Origin of the sequence: Sporosarcina sp. P19, assembly GCF_002743165.1 — a bacterium.
Classification (GTDB): domain Bacteria; phylum Bacillota; class Bacilli; order Bacillales_A; family Planococcaceae; genus Sporosarcina; species Sporosarcina ureae.
This window is the reverse complement of the sequence record NZ_PDYR01000002.1, coordinates 196,107-218,495: the sequence shown is the minus strand read 5'-3', so window position 1 is coordinate 218,495 and position 22,389 is coordinate 196,107. Positions and strand designations below refer to the sequence as shown.

General features: G+C 40.9%; 14 protein-coding genes. 1 reads left to right on the top strand and 13 read right to left on the bottom strand.

The genetic code is table 11. From position 1 onward, the window contains the following. Window positions 1-5: 5 nt before the first annotated feature. Together CSV74_RS04360 and CSV74_RS04355 are read right to left on the bottom strand one after the other, a co-directional pair. The gene (locus tag CSV74_RS04360; RefSeq protein WP_099690704.1) at window positions 6-1,973 is read right to left on the bottom strand and encodes an acetate--CoA ligase; all 1,968 of its coding nucleotides are present in this window, start codon (window positions 1,971-1,973) and stop codon (window positions 6-8) included. 42 nt (window positions 1,974-2,015) lie between these two features. Continuing rightward, window positions 2,016-3,155, bottom strand: coding sequence for an acyl-CoA dehydrogenase (locus tag CSV74_RS04355; RefSeq protein WP_029053620.1), 1,140 nt, complete (start codon window positions 3,153-3,155; stop codon window positions 2,016-2,018). A gap of 237 nt (window positions 3,156-3,392) precedes the next feature. Between CSV74_RS04355 and CSV74_RS04350 the strand changes: the two genes are divergently transcribed. Further along, window positions 3,393-5,201, top strand: coding sequence for a helix-turn-helix domain-containing protein (locus CSV74_RS04350; protein WP_099690703.1), 1,809 nt, complete (start codon window positions 3,393-3,395; stop codon window positions 5,199-5,201). Window positions 5,202-5,688: 487 nt separating this feature from the next. On the opposite strand, the gene CSV74_RS04345 is transcribed toward CSV74_RS04350, so the two are convergent. From CSV74_RS04345 to CSV74_RS04295, 11 genes are all read right to left on the bottom strand, one after another. Further along, entirely contained in the window at window positions 5,689-6,399 is a 711-nt protein-coding gene (locus CSV74_RS04345) for a hypothetical protein (RefSeq protein WP_029052985.1), read from the bottom strand. A 128-nt stretch (window positions 6,400-6,527) separates the two neighbouring features. After that, entirely contained in the window at window positions 6,528-7,319 is a 792-nt protein-coding gene (locus CSV74_RS04340; RefSeq protein ID WP_029052984.1) for an ABC transporter ATP-binding protein, read from the bottom strand. A 10-nt stretch (window positions 7,320-7,329) separates the two neighbouring features. Then, on the bottom strand, window positions 7,330-8,091 hold the full coding sequence (locus CSV74_RS04335; RefSeq protein ID WP_099690702.1) for an alpha/beta hydrolase: 762 nt from the start codon (window positions 8,089-8,091) through the stop codon (window positions 7,330-7,332). 16 nt (window positions 8,092-8,107) lie between these two features. Next, entirely contained in the window at window positions 8,108-9,145 is a 1,038-nt protein-coding gene (locus CSV74_RS04330) for a FecCD family ABC transporter permease (protein ID WP_099690701.1), read from the bottom strand. After that, window positions 9,138-10,145, bottom strand: a complete 1,008-nt coding sequence (locus CSV74_RS04325; RefSeq protein ID WP_099661197.1) for a FecCD family ABC transporter permease — start codon at window positions 10,143-10,145, stop codon at window positions 9,138-9,140. The genes CSV74_RS04330 and CSV74_RS04325 overlap by 8 nt, the downstream gene beginning before the upstream one ends. An 11-nt stretch (window positions 10,146-10,156) precedes the next feature. Continuing rightward, on the bottom strand, window positions 10,157-11,170 hold the full coding sequence (locus CSV74_RS04320; RefSeq protein ID WP_369823684.1) for an ABC transporter substrate-binding protein: 1,014 nt from the start codon (window positions 11,168-11,170) through the stop codon (window positions 10,157-10,159). A 728-nt stretch (window positions 11,171-11,898) separates the two neighbouring features. Then, on the bottom strand, window positions 11,899-12,588 hold the full coding sequence (locus CSV74_RS04315) for a 4'-phosphopantetheinyl transferase family protein (RefSeq protein WP_158231742.1): 690 nt from the start codon (window positions 12,586-12,588) through the stop codon (window positions 11,899-11,901). Between the two features lie 50 nt (window positions 12,589-12,638). Continuing rightward, complete coding sequence (locus CSV74_RS04310) at window positions 12,639-14,048, bottom strand: MDR family MFS transporter (protein ID WP_099690699.1); 1,410 nt, start codon at window positions 14,046-14,048, stop codon at window positions 12,639-12,641. A gap of 2 nt (window positions 14,049-14,050) precedes the next feature. Further along, complete coding sequence (locus tag CSV74_RS04305; RefSeq protein ID WP_099690698.1) at window positions 14,051-14,272, bottom strand: MbtH family protein; 222 nt, start codon at window positions 14,270-14,272, stop codon at window positions 14,051-14,053. A gap of 3 nt (window positions 14,273-14,275) precedes the next feature. Beyond that, window positions 14,276-21,451 carry an amino acid adenylation domain-containing protein gene (locus CSV74_RS04300; protein WP_099690697.1) on the bottom strand — a complete coding sequence of 2,392 codons (7,176 nt, stop codon included), beginning with the start codon at window positions 21,449-21,451 and terminating at the stop codon, window positions 14,276-14,278. Between the two features lie 21 nt (window positions 21,452-21,472). After that, window positions 21,473-22,366, bottom strand: coding sequence for an isochorismatase (locus tag CSV74_RS04295; RefSeq protein WP_099690696.1), 894 nt, complete (start codon window positions 22,364-22,366; stop codon window positions 21,473-21,475). Between the last annotated feature and the right edge of the window lie 23 nt (window positions 22,367-22,389).

Here is a 22,389-nt window from a genome sequence, read left to right as displayed (position 1 = left end):
TCCATTTATTTGCCCACAGTTTTCGCTTCCATGACGCTCTGAAGTTCTGCAACTGTGGACGGATCTTCAAGCCCCGTCACATCACCTGCAACACTGCCTGTCGTAACGATTTCTTTAATCAGGCGGCGCATAATTTTTCCACTCACCGTTTTCGGCAAAGAGTCGGTTATGACGATTTCTTTCGGCTGGGCAATTTTTCCGATCTGGCGGATGATGTTTTCTTGAATCCGCTCTACTACTTCTTGCCCGTCAGCTGCATCTTCAGAAAGGCAGACGAAAACTAGAGGCACTTCTCCTTTAATTTCATCCGGCACGCCAATGACCGCGCATTCCGCTACGCCTGCACTTTCGAGCACAGCGCTTTCCATTTCCATTGTGCTTAAACGGTGGCCGGCGACGTTGAACGCATCGTCGGAACGGCCGACTACCCAAATATAGCCGTCTTCGTCGATTAGCGCGAGATCGCTTGCGTAGTAGCTGTCGTCGACTTGGCTGTAGTATGAACCGTAGTAACGTTCCGGCTCTCTCCAAATCGTTCGGCACAGCATCGGAAACGGCTTTTTAATGATTAAGTTACCGAGCTGCCCGGCTTTCACGGGTTCGCCGGCTTCATTAACGACATCGAACACCGCGCCTATAAACGGCTTGCCGGAAGAGCCCGGTTTCATCGGCGTCAGCCATGCTGCTCCTGCAATCGGCGAGCCGGCTGTTTCGGTCTGCCCCCAAGTGTTGTTAATATAGACTTTTTTCTTGCCGAGCACTTCATATGTCCAGTGCCACGTCTCCGCATCGAACGGCTCGCCAACGAGTGCGATTACGTCAAGGCATGATAAGTCAAACTGCTCGATCGGCTTCTCGCCCATGCTTTTCAACATGCGCAGCGCAGTCGGAGCGGTAAATAGTTTATTGACACGGTATTTTTCAATGATTTGATAAAAACGTGTTTTCTCGGGATAATCGATTGCCCCTTCGCAAATGACTGTTGTGACGCCGTTCGCAAGTGATCCGACGATGCCCCAAATATGCATCGTCAGCCAGCCGATATCCGCCGTGCACCAAAATACGTCGTCTTCGCGATGGTCGAGATGGTATTTTGCGTAGACATAGTTCTGCACGACGAATGCCGTCCCTGAATGCACGATCCCTTTCGGCTTGCCCGTCGTGCCGCTCGTATAGAAAACGATGCCGCTTTCATTCGCTTCAAGTCGCTCCGGTTCGCAATGGATGCTTGCTTTTTCCGTCAGCTCATGCCACCAGTAATCGCGGCCTTCCTGCATATCGATATCGATTCCCATGCGATTGACGACGATGATCGCTTCAACTGAAGAAGTAGACGGCACCATTTGATCGACTTTTTCTTTCAAACGGATTTCTTTGCCGCGGCGAACTGTCGCATCCGCTGTGATGATGATTTTCGGTTCAAAGCTTTCCAGCCGATCGGACAAAGAGCGCTCGGAATAGCCCGAAAAGACTGCGTTATAAATCGCCCCGACACGGAAACACGCGAGCACCGCTATGACCGCTTCCGCCAAGTTTGGCAGATAAATCGCGACACAATCGCCTTTTTTCACGCCGAACGACCGAAGCACATTGGAAAAACGGTTCACTTCCGCAAGAAGCATCGAATACGTGTAAAACTTTGAATCGCCGTTCTCGCTTTCCCAAATGAGCGCCGTCCGGTTACCGGCACCGTTATGTATATGCCGGTCGAGTAGGTTGATGCTCGGATTTGTAATGCCGTCAACGAAAAACTTGAAGTCAGGGAGCGTGCCGCTGATCGTCTCTGTCCACGGTTCATACCATTCGAGCTCACGGGCCTGCTGATCCCAAAATGCAGCCGGATCTTCCTGGGACTGCCGGAGAAGTTCTTGGAAAGCTTCTGCGCTGCCGATCGAAGTCGAGCGCGCCTTTTCTTCACTAGGATAAATAAGTTTACTATTCGCCGCTACTTGTAAAACTCGTTCACTATCCATTCAATCGCCCCTTTGTCAATTCGTTGAAAATCCTTTCAAAAATCAGCAGCCGATTTGTTTCGCAATGACCATTCGCTGTACTTCGGACGTGCCTTCGCCAATTTCTAAAAGTTTCGCATCGCGGAAGAAACGCTCGACTTGGTATTCTTTAATATAGCCGTAGCCGCCGTGAATCTGCACTGCTTGATCGCAGACGCGCATGCACATTTCAGATGCGAATAATTTCGCAAACGCCGCTTCTTTTTTGAATGGGCGGCCTTGATCTTTCAGCCACGCTGCTTTATACACCATATTGCGTGACAGTTCGATATTCATCGCCATATCCGCAAGTTTGAACTGAATCGCTTGGAAGTTTGAAATGCTTCTGCCGAACTGCTTTCGCTCCTGCGCGTAATTCAGTGCCTTTTCGTACGCTCCCTGCGCTAAACCAACAGCCATCGCACCGATGCCGATCCGTCCGCCGTCAAGCGTTGCCAAAAACTGTTTGTAACCGTTTCCAATTTCACCAAGAAGATTTTCTTTCGGTACACGGACATTTTCCAAAATCAATTCCGTTGTATTAGAAGAATGAAGTCCCATTTTTTCGTAGTTTGCAATGACCGTAAACCCTGGTGTATCAGTCGGCACGATAAACGCGCTGATGCCGTTCGTTCCTTTCGAGCGGTCTGTAATCGCTGTCACCGCAAGATGTTTCGCATAGCTCGCATTCGTAATGAAACATTTCGAACCGTTAATAACCCACTCATCGCCTTCAAGAACAGCTGTCGTTTCTGTACCGCCCGCATCTGACCCTGCATTTGGCTCCGTCAATCCAAAGGCCCCGAACGATTCGCCCGTACAAATCGGCGTAAGATATTTCTCTTTCTGCTCCGGTGTGCCGAATAAATGAAGCGGCGCTCCGCCAAGTGAAATATGCGCAGAATACGTGATGCCTGTTGACGCGCAAACACGACTTAATTCTTCTGTGACGATCGCAAAACTCGTTGTATCCGCTCCTCCACCGCCGTACTCTTCCGAGAAAGGCAACCCCATCAAGCCGAGCTCCGAAAACTTTTCAAAAATCTCTTTCGGGAATTCCCCTGTACGATCGCGCTCATCCGCACCCGGCGCCACTTCCGCTTCCGCAAATTCGCGAACCAGCTTGCGCACCATTTGTTGTTCATCCGTCAAATCAAAATTCATATCCAATACCCTCCATTCTTCTTTTACATTCCGTCATTGCCGTATATCATTCTATCAACACTCAGATTGCAAACGCTTTCATATATACGTATACTTTCAACATACCCGCTTTCATTTTATTCCCAATTCACTTATAATTATAAACAATAAAGAAATCTATTCCATGTGTGATTTTCCGAAAGAATTTGTGTGTTTTACACAAAAACACAAAATACTATAGAGTGAGGATGGTAGATTATGCAGGACACGTTAACTCGCCGGCAGCTCAAATCTCTTGTACATGTTTCCACTGTCATTAACTCTTCATTAGATATTGAAACGATTTTCGATTTGATTATTGATGAAGCAATTTCCGCTGTAGACGCAGCAGGAGGCGGTTCGATTTGGGTTTTCGACCAGCAGAAACAGCGCCTGATGGCCAAATCCGCTCATGGTTTGTTTTATCCACAAATCTTTAAATCGATTGAATTAAGCAGCGGTGAATCCATGACGGGCATGACGTTTCAAGCGGAAAAAGGGTTGGTGTTTAAAAATGAAGAAGAAATCAAACAGGCGCTCGATACACTCACTCCTTGCAACCGGACGTTGCTCGATGAATCTATTTCAAATAATTTTCATTTCACTTCAGTCATTTCATCACCGATTCTATTGAAAGGAACGTGCATCGGTGTCATTACGCTTGATTCATTTGATAAATCGCTTCATTTCAAAAAAGAAGATATGCAGTTGTTAGATGCGATCGCCCAACAAGCCGCCATCGCGCTCGAAAAATCGAATATTTATCATAACGAGAAAAAGACTGTCCAGCTGCTGTCCCGCTCGATCGAAACGCAGCGCACTATCGCCAATCTCGTCGTCAACGGAGAAGGAATTCAGTCCATTATTGACTATATTTACAAAACGATCGGCGAGCATATTTTCTTATTCGATGAGACAGGCGAACTGACCGCTTCTGCCTGTCGCGCGCCTGTTTCAGAAGAGATGAAAAGCGAACTTTTACGCTTTGAGAAACAGAACGACCAGTCGCTCAACAGCCCGTATAGCGTCTCTAATATCACGATAGGCCTCGAAAACTATCAATTCATCGCGCTACCGCTACAATCGAAAATGAAGCCACTTGGTTCGCTCATCATTGTCTCAAAAGACCCAATTGGAGAAGACGGAATCAACGCGCTAGAACACATCTGCACGGTCATCATGCTCGAGCTCGTCAAAGAACAAGCTGTCTACGAAACACAGCAGCGTCTGCAGGGTGAATTCATGACAAAAATTTTATCCGGCCAGGCAATCGATGAAACATTAACGAAGCAGGCAAAAAAACTACAATTTGACTTGAACCGCAACTACATCGCTGTCAGCGTCAGCGTCGAAAACAAAGACAAATTGCAGCGCGGAGCTATAAGCGAAAACGTCATCAACAACCTGCTCCATATGGCGAATAAATATTTCCTGGGAAAGAACTCGCAAGGCGCCGCGCTCATCGATCAAAACAAGCTCGCCGCCTTATTCTCTTACCCTGCCAAACTGCAGGCAGCAAACCAGGCAGGCAGCATTAAACAACTCGCCTTGCACTTGCAGCAGGAAATTGAAAAAACATACAACGAACTCGACATCACCATCGGCATCGGCAGAATGAAACCAAACCTCGCCGCCGCCCACGAATCATTCAAAGAAGCTGAAAAATGCATCACATTCATGAAAAACTACCAATTCGAAGAACGCGCCCTGTCCTACACAGACCTCGGCATCCAACGCTTCATCTTACGGAATTCAGAAGAAGAGCTGCTCGATTTCGTCCATGAAGTCATCGGCCCGCTCATTCAATACGAACAAGCCCGAAAAGGAGACTTGCTGCAAACACTACTTACCTATTTGCGTCAAAACCAAAACATCAAACGAACTGCCATTGCCCTTCACGTCCACACGAACACGCTGAACTATCGCCTGAAACGGATTGAAGAAATTCTTTCAACCGACCTGACAGATGGCCAGCAATTATTTAACATTCAGCTGGCCGGGAATATTTACCACTATATTAAACGATGACAAGGGGATAGGCTCCTTGTCACTGTCTTCATCCAAATAGCTGGGTTGCATAAATTATTAATCAGCAAGTGTCCCGCTTGCGAAATCGCTTTATCGATGTAATTGCATATTTCACTAGTGTGTTGTTAAATGCATGTCATTTTACACTCGACACTTATAAAAACCCTAATACTTTTATTAGTTTTATACATAGTCTCCTTCAAAAGCCAAAAAACCCCTCTCAAGATTGAGAAAGGTCTATCGGCTGATTAAGCATACAGTATTTACTTCTTGTATCATTTAACTCTACCAACGACTATAAATCTTGAAAAAAGTCATGGTATTTTTGAAATCCTCCGTCTCTCTCTAAATCAATTTTGTAGCTGATAGAGAAAAACAACTATAATCCTCATAATTAACAAATGCGCTTCAATGTTTACTACATCTTACTCATACTATAATATTGAACTTTAGTATTGATCAAGAAATTTTACAGTCTTATTAAACTTTACATGTCAATTGATAAAAATTCAGTCAACATATGTTCATGCTTGTCGATCATAATTTGTTCCGGTTTGATGCCCTGCTCACAAAGAACTGCAATATTCTGCACAAGGAATTCGTCACTGCCGACTACATAGAAGAGCCCCTCCTTGTCTGCAGAAAGACTTTTCACTTCTTCATAATAGTCTTTACGGGTGTCGACGAATTGTGATGTGAACTTCTTGTCAGGTGCGGACTCAAAAATATTTGTGAATAAGAAATCATTTGATGAGTCGATGTTCAACGAATGAATTTTATTGACGTGATCAGCACGTTCGAAATAATCAAGTACGAGCGGTCTAAAAGTCGCCAGACCAACGCCTGATGACAGCAAGTAAACATTTTTGTCTTCTCTTTTAAGCGGTACATTTGAGTGAGTTTTAAAGATTGCAACCTCATCGCCAACTTCAAGGCTCCTTAATATCTTTTTAAACTCAGAGCACTGCTCTTTGATGCGTGTTGTAATACCGATGGAATTTTCGTGCGGTAAAGTGGAGATTGACATGTGACGAATCAAGCTACGGTTTGGTTTATCACCCGCATTAAAACCTTCCAGTGCGAAGTGAGTATGGGAACCTTCTTCCCATGTAAAGTCTTTCGGACAGTCGAGCATGTACGTTCTAACCTCAGGCGTTTCTTTAATGATTGCATTAATTTTAGTCCAGTATATTTGCATTATATATTCTCCTTAGCTAATTATATGTATTGTTACTAAAACTTTTAATTCCATTTAAATACCTCTCTAAGAGGCTAAATATAAGACTGTTGATCCCACACTTATACTAGTTAAATGACAATATGTATTCATAATACACTCGTATTTAATTTCCCATAAGATAAGCATATTGGCTTTTGACTAAAAGGACACACCGATAGGATTGCTTGAATTTGAAAGATCTGCTGCAAATGTTCACACGTAACGACGCGCTCTGGTATACCTTCTGTTACAATTTCACCATTATTCATAGCTATTAAGAAATCTGAAAAACGAGAGGCATGATTTATATCATGCAACACCATCACAATCGTTTTCCCTTGTTCTTTGTTGAGTCGTTCTACCAATTGTAAAACATCAAGTTGATGCGCCATATCAAGATACGTCGTCGGTTCATCTAATATTAAAATATCTGTATCTTGAGCAAGCGCCATCGCAATCCATACACGTTGTCGCTGTCCCCCAGATAATGCTTCAATGGGTCGCTCTTGAAATTCAGTTAAGTTTGTTGCTTCTAACGCCCAATCAATCGCCTCAATATCTTCTTTTTTTAACCGACCAAAACTTGACTGATGTGGAAAACGACCATATGCGACGAGCTCATGTACCGTTAATCCATCGGGTGCTTCCGCTGTTTGGGGTAAGATGGCCATCTTTTTTGCGATTTCTTTCGTGCTTGTCTCATGAATCGCTTTTTGATCAATAAAGACTGCGCCATGACTCGCTTGTAAAATACGGGAAATTGTTTTTAATAAAGTAGATTTGCCACATCCATTCGGTCCAATAATTGTCGTGATTTGTCCTTTAGGTATCGCGACACTTAGTTCTTCAATAATGATTTTCGAGCCATAACCGACAGTAATTTCTTCAACATCAATCATTTCATTCACCTCACTTATTTTTCATTAAAAACCGCAATGCTTGGCACATACTGGCTGGAATGATGGACATATGATTTTCATCCGGTGATGTAAACATTTCGACCGATTGCATGGGCACAGATTTTAGATGGTTATATAGGGATTGTGCATTTTCAAACATCTTATGCTTTTGCTGTTGTTCTGACGCTATAAAGATCACACTTTCTACAGGAGTAATTTTTAAAGCTTCCTGTAGTATTTGCTCTTGATTCCACCAAAGAGATGGACTGCAAATATAATAATGTGTGAATAATTCCGGCTCCAAAATAAGCGTTTGAACTAGAAATAGACCTCCCAACGAATGGCCAAAAACTAGTTGCTTTCGAACATCTATTTCGACTTCTTGTCGAACCATTCGTTTCACTTTTTTCAATACCTCTAAAAATTCTTGCGCACCGCCAGAAGTAGGCCACGGTACTCCCGACGGCCGTTCTGGTAAGTTGACAACTTCACTCTGTGGTGTGAAATCATATATACGTAGAGGTGAATAAATTTCTTCTTGCTCATATCCTATTGATACAATTACCGCAAGAGGTACGCCTGTTTTTTCGGTGCGTTGCGCTTGCAACATCACAACACTTTCGAAAAGAACGCCGTAAGCATTCCCATCTAATATATAAAAGACAGGATACCCTTCCTCTGGCGCTGGTTCCTTAGGGATGGCAATTTTAATTCTGTAGTCAGTCTCTGATATAGAATGACGTATTGATTTCACTATATGTGTATATCCCATAACCAATCTCCATTCTTTATACCCGTACTTTTCGGCTATTTCGCATTAATAAATAAATGAAATAAGGTACCCCAATAATTGAAATAACAATTCCAACTGGCAATTCAGCAGTTGCAAAGAACGCCTTACCAATCCAATCTCCTGTTACAACAAGTATCATTCCGATAATCCCGCTCATCGGAATGATATGTTGATGATGAATACCTACTAATCGCCTTGAAATGTGAGGTGCTAGTAATCCGACAAATGCAATGCTTCCAGAAACAATCACACTTGCACTGATCAATCCAACCGCCCCCATTACCAACAACACACGCTGTCGGTTTATCCGAACCCCTAAACCAACAATCGTTATATCATGGAGTTGTAACACATTAAGAATGGGTGCTTTCCAAACGAGTAACGGAATGATTAGTAGAACCCAAGGTAACATAGATAATACTTGTTGCCATGATGCACTATAAATACTTCCTGATAACCAAACTGTCGCCATTTCAAAATCTTTGGGATCCATCTTCAACGAGATAAAAAGGGTAAGCGCACCAATACCAGAATTCAATGCAATACCAACTAAAATCAAACGTTTTGGATCGAGCTGGCCTTGATGACTTGAAAGTATAAATAGCAGGAGAGTAGCGAGGACTCCACCAAGCCATCCCCATACAGACACCCCGACGATCGAGAGACTTGACATCTCATTCACATTCCCCTGAACAAAAAACATATAGAGAACCACTGTGAGTCCTACACCAGACTGAATACCTAAAATACCTGGATCGGCTAAATTATTTTTCGTCACACCTTGTAAAACGGCTCCTACTACTCCCAGTGATAAACCGACTAGAACACCAATAACTATTCTAGGCATCCTAAAACCAAAGATCACAAGTTCATGATTTGGAATATGATCGACACCAAATAACGTTCGGAACGTTTCAGATACCGTCAATGGGTATTGACCACTTGTAAGGCTCAAGTAAATAACGAGTAACGTAAATATGATTCCAATACTTGCTACTACAAAGAAACGCTTATTTAGATTCAGCTTAGGCATAACGCTTCCCTCCCTTTGTTTGAATCAGATAAAGGAAAAAAGGTACGCCTACAAGTGCCGTAATGACACCGACTGGAGTTTCAAATGGAGGGTTAATCAAACGGCTTACTATATCTGCCCATGCAAAAAATAGCGCACCGAACAATCCGGCGTATAGAACAATCTTTTTATAATCTTCCCCAACTAAAAAACGTGTGATATGCGGAATGATTAAACCGATAAAAGTAACCTTACCAACCAAAGCTACAGACACACCTGTTAACAGTGCGACACTCACTAATGTCAATGTTTTCATCACCACTAGGTTAATTCCTAAACCTTGTGCGACTTCATCTCCTAGGGAAATGGCTGTAATAGACTTTGAAACGTAAAATGCTAAGAAAAGTCCGATGATTGCTAAAGGTACAGACCATTGAAGCATGACCGGGTCAATTTGATGAAGTCTCGTATTGTACCAAAAGCTGATATTTTGTGATATTTGAAAATATGTTGCCAGAGCTTGTGATACGCCGTTCAAAAACATACCTAGAATTGTTCCGATAATTACAAGCGATAAAGGCGACATGCCACCTGGCACTAGCTTGGCGACTCCAAAAACAAACACTGCGCCCATTAAAGAACCTATAAATGAAAAGATTAGGAGGGTTGCAGGTTGAACGTTCGGAAGAAATATCATTGACAATGTGATAACAAAAACCGAACCGTCTGTCACACCCATAATGCCGGGCGAGGCCAAGTAGTTTCTCGTCATTCCTTGCATAAGCGCTCCAGATATCGCGATGAAAGCACCGATCAACAAAGCACCTAACACCCTAGAGATCCTGGAAGATCGTATGATTAGATGTTCCATATTCGTTTGATCAAAATGAACCAAGGCTTGCCAAATTGTTAAAACCGAATAACGACTAGCCCCATACATGATTGAATATGTTATTGTGACGATAAATAAAATCAATAGGAAAAGGATTAATACAATCTTATTCTTTCGAATTATGGACATCTAAATTCCCTCTATTTCTTTAACACGTTTTCTTCCAGAGCTTTTAAGAATTCGATTTTACTTAATACAGTTCCTCCTTCTAATAAAGAATCTACAATATTGCTATAAGCAGCATCATTTTTGAAAGCGTTGATATTTTGAATAATTGGATTCTTTTTCAATTCTTCATATGCTTGCTCATTCTCTTGATTTCCACTTGTTTGAACTTGGATGAAAAGAACATCTGGATTTACTTCTGCTAGCTGTTCAATTGAAATCTCTTCTTGAGCTTTTGCTTTCTGGATAACTTCTGGAACATCTATTCCTAGTTCATTGTATAAAGAAGGGTTAAAGAATACATCCTCTGGGTAGACAAACAAACTACCACCACGAATGCGAATCGCCATTACTGTTTTGCCTTCAAACTCTTCCTTTATTTCTGTCGCAGCTTTAATATCTTTGTCATATTGGGCTAGAAGTGTTTTCGCTTCTTCTTCTTTATCTCCTAGTTGAGCCATTAGCTTCAGATTATCTTGCCAATTCGTTGAAATATGGGAAACTAAAATTGTAGGTGCAATTTGTTCCAATTTTTCAACCACTTCATCTTTAAATTTTGTCGTTCCCAAAATTACGTCTGGCTGCAGTTCTAGAATTTTTTCAAAATTTGGTTGTTGCTTTTCACCGATTGACTCTGTATTTCCTACCACCGCTTTAAATGTTTCTGGGAATTCTCCTGCAACCGTAATCCCTCCCACTGGTTCTATATTTAAAACCGTTGCGTCTTCCATCGCTTCCATCGCTCCTGTAATGACAATGCGTTCCACGTTTTCTGGTACAGAATAGGTCTCACCTAAGTATGTAATTTCTTGCATGCCATTTCCAGCTGCACCATCATCTGCAGATTGTTGCGTTGCTTCTTTTTCAACAGTGGATTCCTGTTTATCATTCTCTGGTGTTTTTTCCCCTTCTACTTTTCCTCCACATGCAGCAAGTACCAATATAGCCATCAATGCAAATACTAATAAGCTTAATTGCTTCTTCATCATTCATCTTCTCCTTTTAATTTAAGTATCGATGCCTAATTGTCCTTGAGACGGCAAACCTTCGTATTTTTTACGATCAAAACCACGCTCGGCAAGTAACAGCATAACTTGCATTAAGAATAACGTTGATGAAGTAGTCCATTCCCAAGTACTGCAATGCTGCCATCTGTGGCCCTCGCTTTATACCCATGAATTATTTCATCTACTCCCTCTATCGAAATTCTAATTATTACCCAATGCGCGAAGGAATCATCTCAGGATTATTCTAAATCCATTTAACAGTCAGATAATTAAACTGAATATATTTTTATAACAAATCACTCTGAGTTCGATCGATCTTTTATGCGTCTGACTTTGTATTTCCGACGAGGAAATTGCAACCACGTAAAACGTACATCATTTGCATACAGTTAGCCTATCCTGTCGTATGCCTAATGTTAGACCAATTACTACAGATTTTTTTCATCCTTCCTCTATTCCTTCCCTCCTTTATATCTGAGTACTAAAAAATGAGACTTCCTTTTTTGCCGTAGTAAATAAACACCACCCTCCTCAACTGAGAACAATTCTCATTTTATCGATAATGAGAATCATTGTCAATCAATAAATGAAATTTCTTCTAAAGATGTCAATAGTTATATAACATCAATTGAGAAGCGTGGCGGCAAATGGATCGATCCCCTACTAGATATAGCTACTTTTAAATTTTATTTGGAAATGAAAATAGTAATTCAACACATTTGATCAAAATACATTTCGATGGGATGTTCAAGAAACATATTCCCTCCAGTCATGCGTGCACACACAGTTAGCTTGTAATCTGTATGAATCGCATATTGTTTACATATGAAATTCGTTACTAGCTCCTTTTCGTGCGAACTACCAACTTCCATAAGGTTACCTACGTGTTTTCTTATGCGAATAGCATCTAGCGGGATAACCAGTCCCTTTCCTACTGCTTTTGTATAACTTTCCTTCATAGTCCAAATTTCATAGCATGTATGATTTCTATCATTTGAATTACGTATCATTTGGTATTCATCTACAGTAAAAAGTTGTTTAGCCAAGAGTAAATCAAACGTTTGAATTTCCTCAATATCAATACCTACATCCTGATTGTGTACTGCACAAACTACGTATTTACCTGAGTGAGATATATTAAACTGAATAAATGGATAATCAGGTAAATACGGTTTGCCATATGCATTTCTTTTTAAGGTTATTTCTTTTAATGTTTTTCCAGTCCGTTGCTTTAAAACATGATCTAATAAATAATCTCCTATAATAGTTCGGTATGCATCATCCAGATGGTAGAACCTTCGAATATGCTTTTGTCTTTCTTTAGGCACTTTTAAAAGTAATTCCCCCAATTTTACTTGACTCTTTTCTTTAGGTAATTGACAAATATAGACTTCTACCATATGGAATGCTCCCTTCATCTTTACAGTTTGATTTATTTTATAACAGACCGCTATTCTGCTTTCTCAACCAGATTCATGTGTAGGGTGGGATCATTTTCAGTCGTTTTATTCATTCTCACTGCTATTAAACATGCAATTATTAAAAATATCGAAGCGCCGAACAATGCATATTGATAGGTTAGCAAGTTAACCGGTTCCCCTGCTGACGTATTGGATGTTCCTAGCACACCTGATAAGATAGCAACTCCAAGAACTGCGCCAAGTCTATTTTGCATATTAAATAGCATTGTAGCTCTGCCCATTGATGGAGAGTCTATATTCTTAAAAGCTGATATTTGCGCTGCTCCAACTGTTTGTCCTAAGAAAAACCCTATTCCAAACATTAAAAACCTAAGTAACCACGGATTAGATGCAACAAATAATGAAATAAGCATAAAAACAATGATTGTACCAATAAGAGAAAAAATAAGGAGTCGCCGCAAACCCATTTTTTTCAATGTCCAAGGCATTAGCTGGGAAGCCACCATTAATCCAAGTGCTTCTATGAATGTGGTTAGACCTGTATGAAAAGCACTAACGTTCAACGCATTTTGATACATTAGCGGAAAAACATATAGCATTCCAAGTAAACCCGCGGCGGAACAAAGACCAATAAAACTCATTGAGCGGAACATTGGATCCTTGAACAATCTCACATCTATCATTGGTTTATCCTCACGCAGTTCAAGGCGAACAAGTAAAACCATTAATACAAGTCCCAAACATCCCGATACTATAATTTCAGGAGATGTCCACCCTTTAACAGTTCCCTGTGTCAATGCATAAATCGACAGCGAAAAACCTGTTAAGGATAATATAAACCCTTTATAATCAAATGCTCCGGCCGTTGGCTCAACATGTTCCTGTAAATATACCTTCCCAATAAATAAAGCGAGCAAGCCTATAGGTATATTTATAAAAAATATCCAACGCCAAGAAATTGTATCTACTAAAAACCCACCTATAATAGGACCGAGTGCCGGAGCTAGTGCGATCGGTATAATTAGCATACGTGACAGCTTGGGACGCTCTTCATGAGTAAATGTCCGAAATAGAATGGCCATGCCAACAGGGGTAATGAAGCCTGCCCCAATACCCTGGAGAATCCTGTATACATTCAACGTAAACATATTATGAGCAAATCCGCACAAGACAGATGCAATAGTAAATATGCTTATCGCACTCAAAAATACCCGTTTTGTTCCAAAACGATCTCCCATCCAGCCTGCTGCTGGTAGAAACATAGCTAAACTAATTAGATATCCAATATTTATGGTTCCCATGGCTTCAGGAGGAACATGGAATGTTCCTCCAATAGCCGGCAATGCCACATTAACAATTGTACTGTCGAGAGCTGACATAAACATCGCTAATACATATACTGCACATACAGCAAACTTCACACTTACACGTTTCTTCATGGTTAATTCCTATTGCTAACATTCTCAATTGTCTTCGCACTGTTCGGCATTAAATTATCCCAATTGGAATTTACATAATCCAAACATTCTTGCCTATTCGCCACTCCATAAACCTGATCCCAGCCCGATGGAATGTCAAGAAAACCAGGCCAAAGAGAATATTGTCCCTCACTATTGATTAATACAGCATACGATTCCTCTGCGTTTTCAAAAGGGTTACTCATGTTCTATCTCTCCCTCTCTGAGTTTATTTTAGTCGATTCATACAACATGCTTAGCTTTTTAGATAGAATCTCTCCGATTTCTGCTAATGGTTCCGGTTGGCACATATCTTTATGACGACAATGAATATCATATACTTCCAACTTGCCATCGATGTAAGGGTCCCATGTATTAGTGGAAATTGGATCAAACCACTCTGGGGTAATAGTCGATCTGAAAAACAAGACATCACCTTGATATATCTCCGGTTCAAATTCACTTAAGTTTTGAACAGATTGTACATATGTTTCCTTTAAATTAGTAATTGTTTTGTCATCAAGACTCGCTAACGCACTTCCATCCTTTCTTAACAACTCTATGGCATCTTCGAGCGTAAGTGCATCTCCATTTACGCTTTCAGGATCATAACCTCCCAATGCAAGCAAAGCAATAAGTGCTTCTTCCTCATCTGGAACATTCTCAATTGGAAGAAAATGATTTGGATAAGAATCTAACATAGCAACTAGCGCAACCTTTTCACCCTTTTTCTGTAGTTTTGTCGACATGGCTTGCATGATATTACCTCCGAGTGACCATCCCAGTAAATAGTAAGGACCTCGTGGTTGAACAGATTGTATCTGTTCAACATAATCCTCAGCCATCTCATCTAGTGAATGGGGATGATTATCTGGATCGGAAATACCTCGTGCCTGAAGACCGTAAATTGGATAATCTTTGTCCAATTCCTTCATCAGACCTGCGTAACACCAACTAAGTCCGCCAGCCGGATGAACACAGAATAAAGGAGATAAGCTTCCACTTGTTCGAATTGGTAACAAAACCTCTAGCGCACTTGTATTGTCACCAGTCTCCAATCGTTCTGCCAGTCCCGCAACCGTAGGAGACTCAAAGAGATTTCCAATACTTAGGTCAATACCAAATGATTCTTTGATTCGAGTCATTAGTTGGACAGCAAGTAACGAGTGCCCCCCTAGGTGGAAGAATTCGTCATCAATTCCTACATACGGCAAGTCCAATACTTCCATAAATAGATTACATAATATTTCCTCCTGTGGTGTTCTAGGTCCTTTGTCTGTTACTTCCTCAGAATAATCTGGATCAGGTAAAGCCTTGTAATCTAGCTTCCCATTAGGAGTTAATGGTAATATATCAATCATGATAAATGCGGAAGGTATCATATAATCTGGCAAACGTTTAGTAACCCAACGTCGAATATCAACACCATTTTCACTTGCGTCGGAATTTAATATTATATAAGCAAGCAGTTGATCTCCACTAGAATGGCCCTCACTGCTGACCACGGTTACCTGTTCAATGCTAGGGTGCTCGGATAGCACAGATTCAATTTCCCCTAGCTCAATCCTAAAGCCTCTTATTTTCACCTGTTGATCAGCGCGTCCGATGTAATCTAACATGTCATATTCTTTCCAACGGGCTAAATCACCCGTACGGTACATTCTTGATCCATTTTCAACGAATGGATTTGCCACGAATCGGTCAGCCGTTAAACCTGGTCTTCCTAAATATCCCCTTGCTAATCCTGGACCAGATACATACATTTCTCCAATAACCCCTATTGGTACTGGCTGTAAATATTCATCCAATATATATACATTTAAGTCTTTTATCCCCTGACCGATAATACTATTCGCTCTTAGTGATACAAGAGTTTCGTTAATTTCCATATACGTAACATGTACGGTCGTTTCCGTAATTCCATACATATTAATTAGTTTAGGTGCGTCCACTGTATGGCGCTTATACCAATCCTCTAGTCGATTAAGTTCAAGCGCTTCTCCCCCAAAAATGACATATCGTAATTGCAGCTGTTTACCTATTTCCTGCTGTTCTCTGTCCGCCTGCATTAATTGATAAAATGCGGAAGGAGTTTGATTCAGTACCGTTACTTTCTCATTCACTACTAGTTGTAAAAACTCATACGGAGAACGGCTAATCTCATACGATACAATAACCAATCTTCCACCATAGAGCAGAGCCCCCCACATTTCCCATACCGAAAAGTCAAACGCATAGGAGTGGAATAAAGTCCATACATCATCCGCATTAAATTGGAACCATTCGTCTGTAGATCCTAGTAGACGATTCACATTTTGATGGGGAATCACTACGCCTTTAGGCAGACCAGTGGAACCCGAAGTATATATAATATATGCCGGATGAAGAGCTTGTAACGGCTCTGTACGCTCTGCATCTATTGGATTCGTATCTTTTTGTTTACTAAGTACTTTCTGTGTATCTTCTGCATCTAAAACAAGTTTTGGCATGGCATGATTATTAGGTAATTTATTTGTATACTCTTCATTTGTAATCGCCATCAGAGGCTTTACGTCCTCTATCATAAAGGTAATTCGTTCACTCGGATAATTAGGGTCAATTGGCACGTATGCAGCTCCAGCTTTTATAATACCAAGCATAGCGATTACCATTTCCATTGATCTAGGTAAAGCTAAGACAATATATTGCTCCGGTCCAACACCTTGACCAATTAATAGGTGCGCAAGTTGATTAGCCCTTTCATTCAATGTTTGATATGTCATTTGTTCGTTTTCAAAGATGAGCGCAATATTTTTTGGTTCAAGCATGGCCTGCTTTTCAAATCGTACAGACAAACTGGATTCTTCCTGTTCATCATTCACTTTTACATCTTTGACGAGCTCTTTCTTTTCATTTTGATCTAAAATCTCCAGAAGTCCGATTGGTTGATCCTGATCAAGTACGGCAGATTCTAACAACCGAATCAGTCTATTTACCATCGATTGTATTGTCTCTTCTGTAAACAAGTCTGTACTATACTCAAGGAATCCATCTAATCCTTCCGCATACCCCGATTCACTTACATTTTCTCGAAACTCTAACGTCATATCGAATTTAGAAGCTCCTACGCTATATAATGACAATTCACTCTTCATTTCAGGTAAATCTAACTTTGGCTCAGGTGTATTTTGTAATGCAAGCATGATTTGGAATAATGGATGCCTTGATCTAGAACGCGGAGGATTCAATTCCTCTACCAATCTTTCAAAAGGTAAATCCTGGTTTTCATACGCATTCAAATTTACCTTTCTCACTCTACCAAGCAACTCCTTAAAGCTCGGATTACCAGATGTATCAGTACGTAATACTAAAGTGTTAATAAACAACCCCACGAGATTTGTCAAAGCATCATCATTTCTTCCAGCTACCGGACTCCCTAAAGGTATATCATATCCTGCCCCAAGACGAGTCAGTAACGCCGTAAGACCAGCTTGCAACGTCATAAATAAACTAACTCCGTTTTGTGCAGAGATATGAAGTAACTTCTGATGAAGACTCGCGTCAATCGTAAAGCGATACGTTTTCCCTAGATAGCTAGACTCCACTGGTCGTGGATAATCTGTCGGCAGTTCTAAATGATCAGGTAAGTCTGCTAAAGTATTTAACCAATAATCAAGCTGTTCTTTAACAAGACTCTCTTGTCCTTGCTTTTCTTCCAATAAATTCTCTTGCCAATATGCATAATCCGCGTATTGTACTGGTAGATTTGTCCAATTCGGCTGTTTGCCATTAACGCGGCTCATATATGCCTTCTTCAAATCTTGTGTTAACGGCGTCAAGGACCATCCATCGCCAACGATATGATGTAGTAACAGTACAACAACATGTTCTTCCTCTGCGGTTGAAAAGAGCTCAACTCGAAATGCAGGTTCCTCATCCAATTGGAAGCAATATTTAACAGTATGATTCAATCGGCTTGTTAACTCGGATGCTTCTATTTGGTGTACATGTAAATCTGGCTTAACCTTTTCTGGATTTAATACCTCTTGCCTGGCTGTCCCCGCATGTTCGGGAAAAATAGTTCGCAACGGTTCATGTCTTTCTATTACATCGCAGATTGCTTCTTGCAATGCGTTCTTATCTAATTTCCCTGATAATCGAACCACTAGTGGTATATTATATGTAGGGCTTGGTCCTTCTAACTGATATAGGAACCATAATCGACGCTGCGCAAACGATAATGGAATATCGCCCTTGGACTCGACTCTTTGAACAGGGGGCCTTCCTTTCCGTCCTGCCTCTAACTGTTTAACAAGTCCTACTACAGTCGGTGTTTCAAAGATTTTCCCTATCCCAACTTCCACTTCAAAGACTTCACGAATACGATTCGCTAACTGTACAGCAAGTAACGAATGACCGCCAAGATGGAAGAAACTATCGTCAATTCCCACTTGTGAAACATTTAACACTTGTTTAAATAAATCACAAACTATTTCCTCCTGTGGCGTTCTAGGATCCCGACTATCTTTCCCTTTTTCGAATTCTGGAGACGGTAATGCTTTGCGGTCTATTTTCTTATTTGGCGTCAGCGGCAAATCATCCATTATAAAAAAGGCAGAAGGAACCATATAATCAGGAAGTAGTTCTTCTACAGATTGACGTGTTTTAGCTAAATCAATAATCGCTTTCTTTTCTGGCACGAGATAAGCTATTAAACGGTAATCCCCTGGTTGGTCCTCCCTAGCAACAACGACTACTTGACTAACCTCCGATGTTTTCGCTATGACGGATTCAATTTCTCCAAGCTCTATTCGAAAACCGCGGATTTTCACTTGATGATCTGACCTGCCAATATAATCAAGCTTTCCATCCGCATGCCAACGTGCAATATCGCCTGTTTTGTACATCCGTTCACCTGGATTTCCATATGGATTAGCAATGAATGTATCTGCTGTTAAATCCGGTCGATTAAAATAGCCCTGTGCTAATCCTTTACCAGCAATATATAAATCTCCACTTACCCCTGGAGGGACAGGCTGTAAACCGGCATCTAAAATGAATATTTGTGTATTATCGATCGGATAGCCAACAGAAGGAGTACCGGTTTCCCCTGTATGTAAAGTAATAGCTGTAGACCAGATTGTCGTTTCTGTTGGTCCATACAAATTTGTCACTTCACAATCTAGCTCATGTAATGATTTTACGAGTTTTTCAGGAACCGCTTCTCCGCCGACCAAGATACGTATTCCACGAAGTACTTCTGGATAGGTCGACACAAGCGCATTCCAGTGTGTGGGCGTTGCCTGCATAATGGAAATATTGCGATCTTTAATCAATTGTGCTAATATTGCCGGGTCTTTGTTTGCGTTATTCTTTGCAATCACACAACATGCACCACTAATGAGCGGAAGAAATATTTCCAATGCTGAAATGTCAAAAGCAATTGTCGTAACTGCTAAAAGACGATCCTGATGACTCAAAGCAAACTTATTTTGCATCGAGCAAAGGAAGTTGGTTAATCCTTCGACTGTAACAACGACACCTTTCGGACGCCCTGTCGATCCGGAAGTATAAATCATGTACGCTGGACTCTTGGGCACTACTATTCTGTTCGGATAATCTATATCTGCATAAGCAGTTATTTGATTGCGAACAGCGGGATCATCCAATACGACATGATCTACATGACTGTCTGGTAATTGAGATTGTATGTCCTGATGTGTCAGGATACACATCGGCTGTGCATCTTCCAAAATATAAGAAATTCGCTCAACAGGATATTCGGGGTCAATTGGCAAATACGCTGCTCCCGCTTTTAAAACAGCCAACATTGCAATAACCATGTCTACGGATCGGGGTAAAGCCAAAGCAGCAAACTTACCAGGTCCTAGTCCCTTTTCCTCAAGTAAATACGCCAGACAATTAACCCGTTTATTTAATGCTGCATAAGAAAGGCTTTCGTCGTCGAACCTTAAGGCCTCGGCATGCGGTGTACGGGTAACTTGTTTTAAAAATATTTCTTGTACAGACATATAAGACAATTGTTGAGTTGTTTGATTCCACTTATTGATTACATTGTCAAACTCTCCAGGCAAAAGTACCCCTAATTGAGATATTGGCAACTGCGCATCTGCAGCAGCTATATTTTCAATCAAATTTACCAAACGATTTAGATGAAGAGTCACCTCATCCGGTTCATACATATCCGCATTGGCATCTAAATCAATCCTTATCCCTTTTCCGTCTTGTTGATCATATATATTGAAGGATAGGTCATCTACTGGACCCGTATGGAGCTTATTTGTCGTTCCTTTACTACCAGCGAAATCCAATCCATAATCAAATGGCATCATATTTATTTGAGGTCCGAACAAGCGTTGACCATCTCCTAATAACTTCAGATCATGCCGTAAATATTCATGACGATAATGCTGATGGGACCGCACTTGCTTCATTTCTTGTTGAACTTGCTCTATCAACTCTATGAAACTCATTTTGGGTTGTATATTCAGTCTTAGTGGTAGTAAATTCATTATCATTGCTGGGACCTTTACTGAAGATGTACCCATACGACACATCATTGGTAAGCAAAGCACAATGTCCTCACTACTAGTTAAACGCTGCATATAGACAGCAACAGCTGCTACAATCGTTTCATACCAGTTTCCCCCTCTGGAACTAGCCGTTTTCCTTAACCGCTCGATCGTATCTGCTTGCAAATAACTTGTCTTATGGATAATGCGTTTAGATAATCCTAACGATGAACCCTTTAAACTAACAATGTCTGGATGATCCTGGAATCGGCCCATCCAAAACTCACGGTCTTGAATAAATTTATCCGAACGTACATACGATTGATGTTCATCCAATACCTTTTGAAAATCACCCAACTGATTTCCCTTTATCGTTTCTTGCTTTACTAGGGCTGTATAAATCTGAGCAACACGTTGTACGATTAGAGAAAAACCGAAAGCATCTGCTGCAATATGATGAATACGCAAATACCACAAACTTCGATTCTCGCTTATCTTAAATAGTGCCTGTTTAACAACGACATCTTTAGTTAAATCTAACGGTTTATCTATATCAGATTTCATCCATTTTTTTGCAGATTGATCAGGGTCCACTTCCCCAGTAACATCGATAAGTTCAAGCGAAAAATCCCTTTTCTCGAGAATATGCTGCCATGGACCATTTTCGTCTACTCCATATTTAGCATGAATGGAATCTGTCTCTTTCATTACTTGTTCTACAGCCTTCTTAAAATACTCCACATGTAGCTTTCCATTTATGTCAATATACTCCGCTGTATTATAAACAGGGTTATCCGACTCCAATTGCTGCGCATACCAAATTCCAGCTTGCGCACCCGTTAATGACTGATGCTTTGTTAACACGCTAGGCATACAATACCCCCTCCTTTATATTTATACGTTCACCATTCGGCTTTCCATTAAATCACGCCATTCAGCTAATGTTTTTCTCTCCACTAAGTCCATAAAGCTTACTTCCAGACCTTGTTGTCGCCATGCTTCAACTAAACTCATAAGTCCAATAGAATCCAGCCCCATATAAAATAAATCGTCTGTGTCTGAGAGATCCTTCGCTTGTATATCCAGTAAGCAGGCAACTTGCTCATGAATTGTTTCAAATGTAAGGGATTCATTTTTGCTATTTTCTGTACCTTTCGACAGTACTTTGATTAATTCATCTGTAGACGTCGTAACACCGCAACGTTTGGCCGCATAATCCAATGCCATTTTATGTTCATCATACGAAAAGTCGGCAACCGCATCTGCTACGAGGAAAGGCTGTATATCATACATGAATGCCTCTGCAGCCGTCATTAAACATCCTATATGGGCATAAACTCCACAAATAATTAGTTGGTCACGCCCTTGTTTTTGTAATACATTCAAGAAATCTGATTTTTTAAATGCACTATAACGCCATTTAGTTAACATTAAATCATTTGAACCTGGTGCTAAATCTTTAATAATCCCTGTTTGAGCTGGATCATCGGATAATCCTTTTCCCCAAAAGTCAGTGAGGAGTGCCCGTTCTGTCGGGTTCTGATTCCCTGGTTGCGCTGTATAAGCAACTGGAATCCCTTGCTTTTTGCACTGCTCTTTCAATTTTGCGATATTATGAATCAATTCGGTTATCGGTGATTGTTCTGTATCATAGAAGTTCAAAAAATAATTCTGCATATCATGTATGAGCAGAACTGCCCTCTCCGGATCCACCTGCCACGACACTTTATTTGTTGGATAAATAGATATATTCGGCATTTGATAAGATGGAATAGTAGGAATTCCCATGTAATCACGTCCATTTCGTTTAT

Coding starts and splice junctions, on each gene's coding strand:
- CSV74_RS04360 (WP_099690704.1), bottom strand. CDS start 1,973: ATGGATAGTGAACGAGTTTTACAAGTAGCGGCGAATAGTAAACTTATT.
- CSV74_RS04355 (WP_029053620.1), bottom strand. CDS start 3,155: ATGAATTTTGATTTGACGGATGAACAACAAATGGTGCGCAAGCTGGTT.
- CSV74_RS04350 (WP_099690703.1), top strand. CDS start 3,393: ATGCAGGACACGTTAACTCGCCGGCAGCTCAAATCTCTTGTACATGTT.
- CSV74_RS04345 (WP_029052985.1), bottom strand. CDS start 6,399: ATGCAAATATACTGGACTAAAATTAATGCAATCATTAAAGAAACGCCT.
- CSV74_RS04340 (WP_029052984.1), bottom strand. CDS start 7,319: ATGATTGATGTTGAAGAAATTACTGTCGGTTATGGCTCGAAAATCATT.
- CSV74_RS04335 (WP_099690702.1), bottom strand. CDS start 8,091: ATGGGATATACACATATAGTGAAATCAATACGTCATTCTATATCAGAG.
- CSV74_RS04330 (WP_099690701.1), bottom strand. CDS start 9,145: ATGCCTAAGCTGAATCTAAATAAGCGTTTCTTTGTAGTAGCAAGTATT.
- CSV74_RS04325 (WP_099661197.1), bottom strand. CDS start 10,145: ATGTCCATAATTCGAAAGAATAAGATTGTATTAATCCTTTTCCTATTG.
- CSV74_RS04320 (WP_369823684.1), bottom strand. CDS start 11,170: ATGATGAAGAAGCAATTAAGCTTATTAGTATTTGCATTGATGGCTATA.
- CSV74_RS04315 (WP_158231742.1), bottom strand. CDS start 12,588: ATGGTAGAAGTCTATATTTGTCAATTACCTAAAGAAAAGAGTCAAGTA.
- CSV74_RS04310 (WP_099690699.1), bottom strand. CDS start 14,048: ATGAAGAAACGTGTAAGTGTGAAGTTTGCTGTATGTGCAGTATATGTA.
- CSV74_RS04305 (WP_099690698.1), bottom strand. CDS start 14,272: ATGAGTAACCCTTTTGAAAACGCAGAGGAATCGTATGCTGTATTAATC.
- CSV74_RS04300 (WP_099690697.1), bottom strand. CDS start 21,451: ATGCCTAGCGTGTTAACAAAGCATCAGTCATTAACGGGTGCGCAAGCT.
- CSV74_RS04295 (WP_099690696.1), bottom strand. CDS start 22,366: ATGGGAATTCCTACTATTCCATCTTATCAAATGCCGAATATATCTATT.